At 45.4% G+C, this 14,017-nt stretch carries 12 protein-coding genes; all 12 read left to right on the forward strand.

The genetic code is table 11. The features are described 5' to 3' along the window. Positions 1-4: 4 nt before the first annotated feature. From ACI1P2_RS18240 to ACI1P2_RS18295, 12 genes are read left to right on the forward strand one after another with little or no spacing between them, the layout of a single operon-like run. Entirely contained in the window at positions 5-1,042 is a 1,038-nt protein-coding gene (locus ACI1P2_RS18240) for a UDP-N-acetylglucosamine 4,6-dehydratase family protein (protein ID WP_355321284.1), read from the forward strand. Beyond that, a complete protein-coding gene (locus ACI1P2_RS18245) occupies positions 1,042-1,758 on the forward strand; it encodes an acylneuraminate cytidylyltransferase family protein (protein WP_355321285.1) in 717 nt (238 codons plus the stop codon). Before ACI1P2_RS18240 ends, ACI1P2_RS18245 begins: the two co-directional genes overlap by 1 nt. A gap of 19 nt (positions 1,759-1,777) precedes the next feature. Next, positions 1,778-2,827 (forward strand): N-acetylneuraminate synthase, encoded by a 1,050-nt coding sequence (neuB, locus tag ACI1P2_RS18250; protein WP_355321286.1) that lies wholly within the window; start codon positions 1,778-1,780, stop codon positions 2,825-2,827. A gap of 8 nt (positions 2,828-2,835) precedes the next feature. Next, complete coding sequence (gene neuC, locus ACI1P2_RS18255) at positions 2,836-3,963, forward strand: UDP-N-acetylglucosamine 2-epimerase (protein ID WP_355321376.1); 1,128 nt, start codon at positions 2,836-2,838, stop codon at positions 3,961-3,963. Between the two features lie 19 nt (positions 3,964-3,982). Continuing rightward, positions 3,983-4,627 carry an acetyltransferase gene (locus ACI1P2_RS18260; RefSeq protein ID WP_355321287.1) on the forward strand — a complete coding sequence of 215 codons (645 nt, stop codon included), beginning with the start codon at positions 3,983-3,985 and terminating at the stop codon, positions 4,625-4,627. Further along, positions 4,614-5,759, forward strand: coding sequence for a DegT/DnrJ/EryC1/StrS family aminotransferase (locus ACI1P2_RS18265; RefSeq protein WP_355321288.1), 1,146 nt, complete (start codon positions 4,614-4,616; stop codon positions 5,757-5,759). Before ACI1P2_RS18260 ends, ACI1P2_RS18265 begins: the two co-directional genes overlap by 14 nt. Positions 5,760-5,796: 37 nt before the next feature. Further along, positions 5,797-7,299, forward strand: coding sequence for a lipopolysaccharide biosynthesis protein RfbH (rfbH, locus tag ACI1P2_RS18270; protein ID WP_355321289.1), 1,503 nt, complete (start codon positions 5,797-5,799; stop codon positions 7,297-7,299). A gap of 12 nt (positions 7,300-7,311) precedes the next feature. Beyond that, the gene (gene rfbF / locus ACI1P2_RS18275) at positions 7,312-8,085 is read left to right on the forward strand and encodes a glucose-1-phosphate cytidylyltransferase (protein ID WP_355321290.1); all 774 of its coding nucleotides are present in this window, start codon (positions 7,312-7,314) and stop codon (positions 8,083-8,085) included. Beyond that, positions 8,086-9,171 (forward strand): CDP-glucose 4,6-dehydratase, encoded by a 1,086-nt coding sequence (rfbG, locus tag ACI1P2_RS18280; protein ID WP_355321291.1) that lies wholly within the window; start codon positions 8,086-8,088, stop codon positions 9,169-9,171. After that, on the forward strand, positions 9,158-10,762 hold the full coding sequence (locus ACI1P2_RS18285; RefSeq protein ID WP_355321292.1) for an aldolase catalytic domain-containing protein: 1,605 nt from the start codon (positions 9,158-9,160) through the stop codon (positions 10,760-10,762). Before rfbG ends, ACI1P2_RS18285 begins: the two co-directional genes overlap by 14 nt. A gap of 38 nt (positions 10,763-10,800) precedes the next feature. Then, a complete protein-coding gene (locus tag ACI1P2_RS18290) occupies positions 10,801-12,672 on the forward strand; it encodes an HAD-IIA family hydrolase (protein WP_355321293.1) in 1,872 nt (623 codons plus the stop codon). Next, positions 12,672-14,006, forward strand: a complete 1,335-nt coding sequence (locus ACI1P2_RS18295; protein WP_355321294.1) for a class I SAM-dependent methyltransferase — start codon at positions 12,672-12,674, stop codon at positions 14,004-14,006. The genes ACI1P2_RS18290 and ACI1P2_RS18295 overlap by 1 nt, the downstream gene beginning before the upstream one ends. Positions 14,007-14,017 lie beyond the last annotated feature (11 nt).

Raw genomic sequence — 14,017 nt, forward strand, 5'->3', positions numbered from 1 at the left:
TACTATGTTTACAGATAAGATTGTACTTGTTACTGGTGGCACAGGATCGATCGGAAGCGAGATTGTTCGGCAAGTACTGGCCTACAATCCCAAGGCAATTCGAATCTACAGTCGGGATGAAAGCAAGCAGTTCAATATACAGCATGAATTGAAGGAATATTCGAATATTCGTTATCTGATTGGGGATATTCGTGACAAGCAGCGTCTCAGCTATGCGATGGAGGAAGTGGATTACATTTTCCATGCTGCTGCGCTTAAGCATGTGCCTGCATGTGAGTACAACCCGATGGAAGCGGTCAAGACGAATGTCATCGGCGTGCAGAACCTGATTGAGGCTGCGTTGGAGAATAACGTAAAGAAAGTCATCTCGATTAGTACTGATAAAGTCGTGAATCCGACCAACACGATGGGCGCTACGAAGCTGCTATCAGAGCGCTTGATATCTGCTGCTAATTTTTATAAAGGCAGCAAGTCTACCATTTTTGCTTGTGTTCGTTTTGGCAATGTGATGGGATCGCGAGGTTCGGTCATCCCTCTTTTCCGTGATCAGATTCAGCATGGGCAGCCGGTAACAGTAACTCATCGTGAGATGACACGCTTTATGATGTCAATTCCTCAGGCCGCTGAGCTGGTATTGAATGCTGCGAAATACGCAAAGGGCGGCGAGGTGTTCGTGCTGAAAATGCCGATTCTCAAAATTACGGACTTGGCGGAATGTCTGATCGAATCTTATGAACAGGAGACAGGATTGAGATACTCCGGACAGATCGAAGAGATAGGTGCCCGTCCAGGGGAGAAACTCTATGAAGAATTGATGACGTTGGATGAGTCGGAACGTGCCGTTGAGAACGAGACGATGTATATTATCCCGACGGTGTTTGATACCGATCGACCGTACTATGAGGGGTTTCTGCCAGCCCCCCATCAGGAGTATTCTTCTCATACTGCTCCGCAGCTGCACAAGGAGCCGCTAAGAGAAATGCTTGAAATGAATAACCTGGCTTTCGGCACTTTGGGCCGAAGAACAGTGAGGGTACGCTGATGAGTGCACTCTCTATCATTGAAGACAAACTGACGTGTCTTGCCGTGATTCCCGCACGAAGCGGATCGAAAGGGTTGCCGGGGAAAAATATCCGTCCGTTGAACGGGAAACCACTAATTGTATATTCGATCGAAGCAGCGGCAGAGAGCGGTTGTGTCACGCAAGTGGTCGTATCGACTGATGATGAAGCGACGGCGAATATTGCGAGGGATGCTGGTGCCGAGGTTCCTTTTTTACGTCCGGCTGAGCTGGCTACGGATGAAGCGAAGAGCATTGATGTCCTTCGTCATGCGGTTCAGTATTATGAGGAGAACGGGCAGCATTACGATTACATCTTGCTGTTGCAGCCAACTTCCCCGCTTCGCACAGCTACGGATATCCGAGAGGCTATGAAACAATTCGTTTATAGTGGCGCAGATTCCTTGCAGAGTATCGCTCCCGCACGAACCCATCCGTATCTCCTGCGCAAACGGAGTGATGCGAGGCAACTGAGCCCTTACCTCGAGGCAGAATCCCATGCACGACGTCAGGATCTAACAGAACTTTATGAACTGAATGGAGCCATCTATCTGATGAAACGCGATCTTCTGATGGAACATGGGGAGATCGTGGGTTCGTCCAATCAAGGATTTATCATGCCTGCTGAACGTTCTGTTGATATCGATACACTTTGGGATTTTCGCTTGGCAGAGTGGGTTCTGCAGCAATACAAATGAGAAATGGAGAGAGTAGCCGATGAGTATCACACGTTTATTTGCACCTACAAATCCTGACTGGACTCAGGCGCATTCGGTGTATGTGATAGCGGAGGTCGGGGTTAATCATAATGGATCGCTGCAGCGGGCATTGGCTTGCATAGACCAGGCGGTAGGGGCCGGCGCAGATGCTGTGAAGTTCCAGACGTTTGTGAGTGAAAGGCTAGTGACGCGCCAAGCACAGAAGGCAGAATATCAGACAGAGAACACGGCTTCGACCGAGAGTCAATTGGAGATGCTAAAAAAATTGGAGCTCCGTTTTGAAGATTTTGTGGAACTGAAAAACTACTGTGCGCAGAAGGGGATCGACTTTCTGTCGACACCTTTTGATGAGCAGAGTGCTGAATTTCTCGACTCGATTGGTGTTGAAGCGTTCAAGATTGGATCGGGGGATATGAATAATATCCCCTTTCTGCATCAGTTGAATCGCTATCGCCGTCCGGTACTGCTCTCGACAGGAATGGCAGATCTGGCGGAAATCCAGGAATCGCTAGATGCGCTGTCGGACTGCCCGGTCGTCCTGTTGCATTGCACATCAGACTACCCGGCTCCACTGGAGGATGTGAATCTTGCTGCGATTCAAACTTTGCAGCAGACCTTTGAGCGGACGACGGGCTACTCCGATCATACGGAAGGAATCGAGATTTCTCTCGCAGCTGCTGCATTTGGTGCACAAGTGATAGAGAAGCATTTTACGCTGGATCGTACACTGCCTGGTCCGGATCATAAGGCATCACTGGAGCCGCAGGAATTGGCACATCTGGTGAGCTCGCTGAGACGCCTGGAGCGGGCTTGGGGAGATGGAGTGAAGCGTTGTATGCCGTCCGAGGCTAACACACGGGCGGTGGCGCGTAAAAGTGTCGTAGCAGCGTGCAAGATCATGGCGGGCAAAGTACTGGAACCGTCAGACTTAACGGTGAAGCGTCCGGGTACAGGGCTGGCACCGAAGCATTATTATTCGTTGATTGGACGTACAGCGAACCGGGATATGCAAGAAGAGGAACTCTTCAGTTGGGATGATGTGCAATGAAAAAGGTGATGGTGATCACAGGAACCCGGGCGGACTATGGCATCTATCAGCCTGTGATGGAGGCCATTCGTGCGGATGAACAGCTGGAGCTGCTGATCCTGGCGACAGGTATGCATCTCTCGCCCCAATACGGTTATACCATACAGCAGATTGAACAGGATGGTTTCACAGTAGACTATCGGGTAGATTCGCTTTTTCAGGGTGCTACACACGGGAATATGGCGCGATCGATTGCAATGGGGATATTAGGGATGACTCAAGCTTTTGAGCAGGCTAAACCTGATGTGGTTTTACTGCTGGGGGATCGCGGAGAGATGCTGGCTGCCGCGATTGCTGCGTCACATCTTAATATTCTGGTCGCGCATCTGCATGGCGGGGAAGTCTCTGGTACGATTGATGAATCCGTCCGCCACGCAATCAGCAAGCTGGCTCACCTGCATCTGGCGGCTACCAAAGGGAGTGCGGTGCGGTTACGCCGCATGGGGGAAGATGAATGGCGCATTCATACGGTGGGGGCTCCCCGTATCGAGACGATTCGTCGCGCGACATTGCCTTCATTACCGGAGGTTCTGGAACGGTATAACTTGGGAGAATCTGAATCTTACTATCTTTTTATCTACCATCCGGTCACCACAGAGACAGTTACGATTCAATTCCTGGAAAAGATGCTGTGCCTTCTGTTGCAGCAGAGAAAAAAGGTGATCGCCATTCGTCCCAATGCAGATGCCGGAACTGAGCAGATTTCATCTGTTTATGAGCGTCTGGGGAAATTTCCAAAATTAGTGACGGTGACGAGCTTCGCCCCTTTGGATTATCTCACTTTGCTCAGACATACTGAGGCTCTGATTGGCAATTCATCGTCTGGGATCATTGAAGCAGCGTCCTTCAATACACCTGTGATCAATATAGGCAGCCGACAGTCGGGACGGGAGCGCTCGGCCAATGTCGTGGATATCGAGGAAAGCGTGGAGGCGTTGGCTAAGGCTCTGCAAACGATTCATTCAACCGTGTATATGCGCCAGTTGCAGTCTCTGCAAAATGTTTATGAACATCCGGAGACGTCTGCCGCAATTGTGAAAATTTTGCGGGATATGTCGATTACGCAGCGTTGGATTCAAAAAACGATGACCTATTGAGAAAGAAGGAAACCACCTCATGAAAGTACTCTTATTTGGAGCAGGTGGGCATGCCAAAGTCGTAATGGACGCGGCTAAAACTGCAAATATGGAAGTCTGCGGAGTTGTTGATGACCGATGGACCGAATCAATATGGAGGGGTATTCCCTATTTGGGAGGTCGTCAGGATTTAACCTCGATTTGTTCCACTCATGCTGATGCAGCTTGGATTGTAGCGATTGGTGACGGAACTGTACGACAGGAAATCGTGAAACAATTAGAGAGTCTAGACGTGTGCTTTGCTACGATTGTTCATCCGTCAGCTTGTTTGGGCTCAGGAGTTGTGGTTGGAGCAGGGACAGTGGTGATGGCAGGTGCAATCCTGCAAGCGGATGTTCACATCGGTAAGCATGCAATTATTAACACCGCTGCAACAATCGACCACGATAGTCGGATCGGGGATTACGTTCACATATCTCCAGGAGTTCATCTGGCAGGAAATGTCCATGTGGAAAAATCTGTTCATATCGGAATTGGGGCTTGCTCTATTCCGGGAATACGTATTGGCCGATATACCATAGTAGGAGCTGGCACCACAGTGATTAAGGATCTTCCTCCCGGCGTGGTGGCTGTTGGGTGCCCAGCCAGGATCGTACAGCGGAAGGAGCGACATGATGCGGACTAAGCGGATTTATTTGGCCTCTCCTCATATGGGGATAAGGGAAAAACACTATATTCAGGAAGCGTTTGACACCAATTGGATTGCTCCACTGGGAGCGAATGTGGACGCGTTTGAGAAAACAGTAGCGGATTATGTCGGTGCAGCAGGTGCATTGGCGCTGGACTCTGGAACTTCTGCGATTCATTTGGCTCTGCGTTTGTTAGGTGTAGGGGGCGGTGACCTTGTTTTGTGCGCTTCGTTGACGTTTATTGCTAGCGCAAACCCGATTTTATATCAAGGAGCCACTCCTGCATTTATCGACTCCGAGCCGTACAGTTGGAATATGTCTCCGAGAGCGCTGGAGCGAGCGCTTGCTTATTATACGGCCCAAGGCCAAAAACCGAAGGCCGTGGTTGTCGTGAATCTGTATGGACAAAGTGCAGACTATGAACCAATTGTACGAATTTGCGAGCAGTATGATGTTCCAATTGTGGAGGATGCTGCAGAGTCACTTGGTGCGTCCTATCAAGGGCAAATGAGCGGGACATTTGGCAAGTTCGGCATCTTTTCCTTCAATGGCAACAAAATTATTACGACTTCCGGTGGAGGAATGCTGATCTCGGAAGATACGGCTGCACTGGAGAAAGCAAGGTTCTGGGCGACTCAAGCAAGAGATCAGGCCAGACACTATCAGCATAGTGAGATGGGCTACAATTATCGCATGAGCAATGTACTTGCGGGTATCGGGCGTGGACAGATGGAAGTGCTGGAGGAGCGGATTGCGCGTAAACGTGAGATTCGGGATCGCTATGCCAGAGAGCTTAATTGGATTGCCGGTGTTCAGGTGCATAGTGAGCAGTTCACAGGCTGTGCCACGCACTGGCTTTCGGTGTTGACGATTGATCCTGAGTTGTGCACGGTTCAGCCAGAAGCGATCATTGATGCATTGGCGGATCATAATATCGAATCCCGTCCGGTTTGGAAGCCGCTTCATTTGCAACCGCTCTTTAAGGACAATGCGTACTTTGCCCATGGTGAAGGCGAGGATGTGTCAGCTCGTATTTTTGCGCAAGGGCTTTGCTTGCCTTCGGATACGAAGATGACCGATGAAGAGCTGGAGGAAGTAATCCATATCGTACGATCAACGTTGAGATAGAATTTCAGAATGTGGCTGCAATATAAAGGAGACTCATATGTTTAAAGTAGGCCAGATCATTCACTATGATAATCAAACTGCTGTCATCTTAGAGATACAAACATACAGTCTGATGATCGCAAATGTATGTGGACAGGCAATCGACCTTTCAACGATGTGCGAGATTGAACGGCAATCGTTTCAAGATCATGCAGTTATGACAGCTGATATGATTTCGCTTACCGAGTTGGAAAAAGCGAAGCGACAACGCATTTTCTCGCAGGTGAATGAATTCTATACATTATTCCATCAGCAGAAGCCTTTTCAGGCAGGAAAGACGAAAATTCCCTACTCGGGCAAGATTTACGATGAGAAGGAAATGCTCGCATTAATAGATGCCTCACTTGATTTTTGGTTGACTACTGGACGGTTTTCCAAGCAGTTTGAAATAGAATTTGCTAAATATCTGGGTGTCAAATATGCTCTTTTAACAAACTCGGGTTCTTCAGCCAACCTGCTTGCAGTGTCTGCGCTGACTTCTCCGAAGTTGGGCGACCGTCGCCTGTTGGCGGGAGATGAAGTGATTACCGTTGCGGCTGGATTCCCGACAACTGTCGCTCCAATTATACAAAATGGGTTGGTGCCTGTATTTGTAGATGTTGAGTTGGGTACCTACAACATCGATGCCTCCCTGCTTGAAGCAGCTGTATCAGAACGTACAAAGGCGATCATGATTGCCCATACAATGGGAAATCCGTTTAATCTGAAAACGGTCATGCAGTTTGCAGAGAAGCATCAACTTTGGGTGATTGAAGACAATTGCGATGCTTTGGGTGCTAGGTATGATGGGAAATTAACGGGAACCATTGGACATATTGGAACATCCAGCTTTTATCCTCCACATCACATTACGATGGGAGAGGGAGGCGCGGTTTATACCAACAATCCCAAACTTAAAATGATTATAGAATCCTTTAGAGATTGGGGGAGGGACTGCTGGTGTCCCTCGGGCTGTGATAACACATGCCGCAAGCGGTTTGGCTGGCAGCTTGGCGATTTGCCAGAGGGGTATGACCATAAATATACGTATTCACACCTTGGCTACAACTTAAAGGTTACGGATATGCAGGCAGCGATCGGACTGGAGCAGCTCAAAAAACTGTCTGGTTTTGTGGAGAAAAGAAATCATCATTTTGACCTTCTGCATGCCAAACTAAAAGAACTGGAAAATGATCTGATTCTGCCCGCAGCAACACCCAGTAGCGAACCTAGTTGGTTCGGATTTATTTTGACGATCCGTGATGGGAATAAGTTGTCCAGACAAAAAATGACGCAGTTTTTGGAAGAGCATCATATCCAGACGCGGATGCTGTTTGCCGGAAATATCACTAAGCAGCCGGCTTTTCAAGGTGTGCATTACCGTGTGGTCGGTGATCTGAAGAATACCGATAAAATTATGCATGATACGTTTTTGGTCGGAGTTTATCCAGGACTGAACGACGAGAAGATTGAATATATGAGTGAAAAAATAATAGACGCTGTTGAATACGCGAGACTGTAAGCAGGAGGACTTATGAAAGTCGTTATTCTGGCTGGTGGCTTTGGGACGCGGATCAGTGAGGAGTCTCATTTAAAACCTAAACCGATGATCGAGATTGGCGGCAAGCCAATTTTATGGCATATTTTGAAGATTTATTCCCACTATGGATTTAATGATTTCATTATCTGCTTAGGCTACAAAGGGTACATCATCAAGGAATATTTTGCCCATTATTTTTTACATGAATCAGACGTCACCTTCGATTTCGAGACCAATCAACAAATGATTCATCAAATCCACGCAGAACCCTGGAAAGTGACTCTGGTCAATACCGGTTTAGAAACGATGACAGGCGGCCGTTTGAAGAGAGTGAAGGAATATTTAAATAACGAGCCGTTTATGCTGACCTACGGAGACGGGGTATCGGATGTTAATATTCAGAAATTGGTCGAGTTTCATCGTAGTCATGGCAAGCTTGCGACGGTGACAACGGTACAACCGAACGGACGCTTTGGCGCACTTGATTTGGGCGGGGCCTCAACTGTTCTCGGATTTAAAGAAAAGCCGAAAGGCGATGGCGGATGGATCAATGGCGGTTTTTTTGTACTCAATCCAGAAGTGATTGATTACATTGAAGGGGATCATACGGTCTTTGAAGAGGGCCCCTTAAAAAGACTTGCGATGAATGAGCAGCTGCAAGCTTTTAAACATACTGGTTTTTGGCAGCCTATGGACACACTGAGAGATAATAGATTTTTGGAGAAGGAATGGGAGACGGGGAATCCGGCTTGGAAGGTGTGGAAGTAGATGAATAAAAGCTTTTGGAAGGGCAAAAAAGTTTTTGTAACCGGACATACCGGATTTAAAGGGTCGTGGCTATCATTGTGGTTGCACCATTTAGGTGCACAAGTGAAGGGGTATGCACTAGCGCCAGATCATACTTTGTCGCTGTTTGAAATCGCACAAGTTGGATTACGGTTGGACTCGCAGATTGGGGATATTCGAGATCTGTTTGCATTAAGTACTGCTGTGTATGATTTTCAACCCGATGTAGTCTTTCATCTCGCGGCACAACCACTGGTAAAGGCGTCTTATCAAAATCCGGTAAAAACATATGAGACGAATGTGATGGGAGCTGTACATTTGCTCGAAGCTGTCCGTTCGTGTCGCTCAGTGCGCGCAATTGTGAATGTAACTACTGATAAAGTTTATGCGAATCAGGAGAGCCTTGTAGGGTACATAGAATCGGATCGGTTGGGCGGCTATGATCCTTATTCCAATAGTAAGGCTTGTTCAGAACTGGTCACCTCGTCCTATGTTCAGTCTTTTTTTAGCCCTGACAATTATGCTGAGCATGGCGTTGCGGTTGCCACTGCTCGGGCAGGCAATGTAATTGGAGGCGGTGATTGGGCTAAGGATCGTCTGGTGCCGGATTTGATGCGTGCTATTTTGCATAAACAAGACATTGTTGTGCGAAATCCGGAGTCTGTACGGCCATGGCAGCATGTGCTCGAACCACTATACGGTTACTTGCTGTTGGCAGAGAAACTATACACCGAAAATGTGAAGTGGAATGGAGCATGGAATTTTGGGCCTAGATCCGAGGATGCAGTATCTGTTTCCCGTCTGATCGATACGTTCCGAATGCAAGCTCCTGGTTCTTTTCCGCAAGTGACTGTTATCCGTTCTGCGGAGCATGAGACAAATTTTTTGCAGCTCAATATTGAGAAATCGAAAAGCTCGTTGCATTGGAAACCAATATGGGGTCTAGAGCAAACGGTCCAAAAGATTCTGGAGTGGTACCTTGCCGATCCGTTGAAATCGTACGATTTATGTCTAAAGCAGATTGAAGACTACGAGAACGAAAGGGAAGGTTGCGATGTCCAATATTAAGTTGTTAGATTGCACGCTGCGTGATGGTGGATTCCTGAACGATTGGGAATTTGGTTACGATCATATCATTAATATTTTCGATCGGTTGGTAAGAGCGAATATTGATATTATTGAAGTTGGCTTCATTAATAATGCCAGGATATATGATAAAAACCGCTCTATTTTCCCGAATGGGAGCGCTGTAAACCAGAGCTTTGAAAAACTGCAAAGACATCAAGCAAAAATTGTAGGCATGATTGATTTTGGAACGTGTGATGTTGAGGATCTTCAGCTTGCCAGCGAAAGCTATATGGATGGGATTCGTGTCATCTTCAAAAAAGAAAAAATGATTGGTGCATTGGCATTTTGTGGCGAAGTGAAGAGGTTGGGCTATGATGTATTTGTCCAAGCGGTTTCGATTACAAGCTATTCGGATGAAGAGATTTTGCAGCTGATTAAGCTGGTCAACGAGCTGGAGCCTTATGGTTTTTCGGTAGTGGATACGTATGGTTTGTTACATAAAGAACAGTTGAATCACTATTTCCAGCTGGCAGATGAACGGCTTCATCCTGATATTCGGTTAGGCTATCATTCTCATAATAACTTTCAACTCGCCTATGCCAACTGCATTTCACTTCTGGAAAATCCGCCAGTACGGCGCGAATTAATTGTGGATGGAACCTTGTACGGGATGGGCAAAGGGGCAGGCAATGCGCCAATTGAATTGTTGGCTATGTACATCAACGATCATATACAGCTGCGATACAATATGGAGCATATTTTAGAGGCCATTGTTACTTCGATTCTTCCATTGTATGGACAAACCCGTTGGGGTTATTCACTTAGCTACTTTATTTCGGCACTGCAAAAATGCCATCCGAGCTATACGGATTTTTTGATGGCGAAACGAACACTCTCTGTTGCTTCAATTTACGAGATTCTAGGCGGTATTTCACAAGACAGGAAATTGTCGTTTGATAAGTCTCATATTGAAGAGCTTTATTTGCAAAATCAAACGATTATCTGCAATGATCAGGAAAACCTGCTGAAACTCTCTCAGCTGTGGGCTGGAAAGAAAGTGTTGTTAATTGGTTCAGGCACTTCAATTCAAAAAGAAGCTGAATACATTCAAGCATTTATCAAACGTGAAAAGCCTGTTGTTGTGGCGGTAAACTTCCTGCCAGACTTCTTTGATATTGATTACCTATTTATTAGTAATTCCAGAAGATATGTTGAGCTTTCATCCAAACTGAAGGTCCTGGATTTCGATTTGGAATTAATCGGGACTTCGAATGTTTCACCCAAAGCGGATCGATTTGACTTCACTTTGCAGTTTAGTTCTTTGATGGACGAGCAAGCTCAGTTTTATGATAATCCCTTAATTATGCTGTTAAAGCTGCTGAACCAGTTCCCGATCGAAAAGGTATTTTTAGCAGGATTTGATGGCTACTCGACCTCTGATCAGCCTGATTATGTGAATCCTAAAATGGAATACAGCTTCACGAAACAAAAAGCAGCAGAAATTAACCAAGATACGAAGAACAGCCTCAATCGCTTGAGTTTGTTGATTGACACAGAGTTTATCACCAAGTCCCACTATCAAAAAGTGTAAGCAGGACTTTTGGAAATTAAGAAGCAAAGAGGTGGAACGTGGATTCGATTCAAGCTGTTTTATTTGACCTAGACGGCACGGTGTATGTCGGCGATCAATTGGTCAGCGGAGCGAAACAAACGGTAGATTGCGTTCGGGCCCAGCAGAAGCAAGTTGCCTTTTTGACTAATAATTCTACGAAAACCAGAGAGCAGATCAAACAAAAACTAAATGGGTTCGGAATTGAGGTGGATCTTTCAAGCATTTATACCTCGGCGTCAGTAACCGGGAACTATTTAGCTCAGCATCAGATTTCAAGTGTATATTGTCTTGGGACAGATGCCCTTAAATCAGAATTAGCCTTACAGGGAATTGCTATTGCTTCGGATGCGTCTGTTAGCTGTGTTGTAATTGGTATGACACATGAAATTATAGAAAAAGACTTAGCCGTCATTCGAGAGATTGCTCGAAAGTCCGATAGTCTGATCATTGCTTGCAACCTCGATTTATCCTATCCGGATGGCTCTGGTAGTATCGCAACAGGCTGTGGGCAAGTTGTTCAGCAGGTAGAAGAGGCCATTCAAAGAAGGGTCGACCTTGTGCTCGGAAAACCTTCAACATACATGTTGGATGAATTCGTGAGAGACTCTGGTATCAGCTATGAGAACATCATGATTGTAGGCGACTCTTATAAAAGTGACATTGAGCTTGCTTTACAGCATGGATGTGTACCTGTCTTGATCGATCAATGTATTCTCCAGCATGATGACTGTATTGTAATAAGGGATATTCAATCGGTGCCTGAGTTGTTTGCATTACCCTCGGTGCTGCAAGATGTAAAGGAAATGCAAAATGAAAGGCAGTTAACTAATGGCATCTTAGATCCGTATCAGCATCTGCTCCGTAATTTAAAGCAAGTATATATATTTGGTGCCCAGAAGCTTGGTGAAAAAATCTATGATCAATGCCATGCTGCTAACATTGAAGTTTTAGGATTTATTGATAACGATGCGAAGAAACAAGGGAAAACATATAAAGGAAAAACAATTTTTGCTCTGGATGCATGCAAAAAGCACGAAACCATTATTATTGCCTCTACCACTTATTTGGGAGAGATTCACAGGCAGCTTCTAGAACATGGCTATCTCAATTCGATTCCTTTTAATATCCTGCATCTATTCAATCCAGAAGTTTTTGTGAACGAACCTGTATTCGTCAATATGCATAAGGACATTGCCGATAATAAACTTAGATATATTTCCCTTTATTTGCTGTTAAGTGATGATGTATCGAAAGACACCCTTTGCAATCTTCTTGAAAGCAGAATAAGTTTCAATTTTCATGAACTGGAGTACGGCTCGGAAAATCATTACTTTGAAGATGATATTGTTAAATTGGGCGATCAAGAAGTATTTATCGATGGTGGAGGCTATTCTGGTGATACCACCAAAGCCTTTATTGAGAAGGTTGCTGGACATTACAAAGAAATCCACATCTTTGAGCCTGATGAGCAGCTAATGAATACGGCAAAGTTGGATTTAGAAAAATATCCCAACATTACTTACCACCCAAAAGGCCTGTTTTCTCATGACACACAGCTATCATTTAATCTCACGGGGGGACTTGATGGATCGATTAGCAGTGAAGGCAGGCATACGATTGATGCGACAGCCATTGACTCAACCATTAAACAGAAAGTGACTTTTATCAAATTAGATATTGAAGGGGCGGAAGAACAAGCATTGATAGGCGCAGCGGAGCAGCTCAGCACCAATCGCCCCAAACTCGCCATTGCTTGTTATCATAAAGCTGAAGATCTTTGGAATTTACCCAAAACGGTGCTCAAAATGAACCCTGATTATAACCTTTACTTTAGGCATTACTCGCAGTCGGCTCTGGAAACGGTGTTGTATTGTGTTCAAAACAAGTAGTGAGTCGAGCGTACTTTACCAATCTTGGTAAGGGCGCTCCTCATGATAGAAATGAAGTGCGGCTTTATTTTTATCATGAGGAGCGCAGCAGTGATTTTGCAAAGTCAGTTATTGATTGTGATAGCAAGATGAAAGGTTGGTTGTGGATGCTTAAATCAGCGACAAGAGCGTGTTCGGTATGCCATCATACTGATGTTGAAGTGATGCATCATCAAAAGTTTGACTTGCCTCAATATCATGTTTTACCTCATCAATATGATGTTGTCGTGTGTACCCATTGCGGATTTACTTATGCAGAAACGAGTGCAAATCAGTGTGATTATAATCAATACTATACGAATTTGTCTAAATATGAAGATGAAGAAGTATCGTCTGGAAGTTTCTCAGATTCTGATCTGGCACGATATGAAATGGTCCTAAATCGAGTCGCTCCTTTTCTGAATCCGACCTCTGTCATTCTGGACATTGGCTGTGCGAATGGTGGGCTGCTCAGTTATTTGAAAGAACATGGCTATAAGAATGTCACGGGACTTGATCCCTCGCTGAAATGCGTATCCTTTATGCTAGATCATAATATTCAGGCGGTCCAGGGTGATCTGTTTGCTAATGTTTTGTTAGACAAAGGGCAGAAATATGATCTCGTGATTGTATCGCATGTGTTCGAACATTTGTACGATGTGGAACAAGCTGTAACCGTAATTTCGAACTACCTGAGTGAAGATGGTTTGGTTTATATCGAGACACCGAATGCTGCGCAGTACGGGAATTACTATGTCGTCCCATACTACTACTTTGATGTGGAGCACATTAATCATTTTACGGATGTTTCCCTTAAGAATCTATTTCTACAGCAATCGTTTGACTATGTCGATTCCAGGCAAATTGAAATTCCTGTTGCCAAAAATCGCATGTATCCTGCAGTATATACGATCTTTAGAAAAAGTGCTTCTTTCCAACCCTACATCTTACAGTTTGACGATTCAGCTAAAACATCAATTCTTACTCACCTTAGCGCTTCAAATTACTCACAGATCAACGAGAAACTTGCTGAATTGAGTCGATCGAAGGAACCGTGTGTAGTATGGGGAGCTGGTCAGAATACATTACGCTTGCTGAGTGAAACTGTGCTGGAAGCATGCAATATCTGCTGTTTTATTGATAAAGACCGAAGCAAACAAGGCAAGATGATGGACCAAGCACCGATTGCAGCACCTAGCTGGTTGATCGATGTGTCTTACGAAGGAACGATAATTATTAGTTCCGCACTATTTAGCCAAGAAATTGTGGCTGAGATTCAGGCGATGGGCTTGAGCAATCCTACGATCATACTTTAAATGGGGTAGAT

The organism is Paenibacillus jiangxiensis, assembly GCF_046098255.1.
Taxonomy (GTDB): domain Bacteria; phylum Bacillota; class Bacilli; order Paenibacillales; family Paenibacillaceae; genus Paenibacillus; species Paenibacillus jiagnxiensis.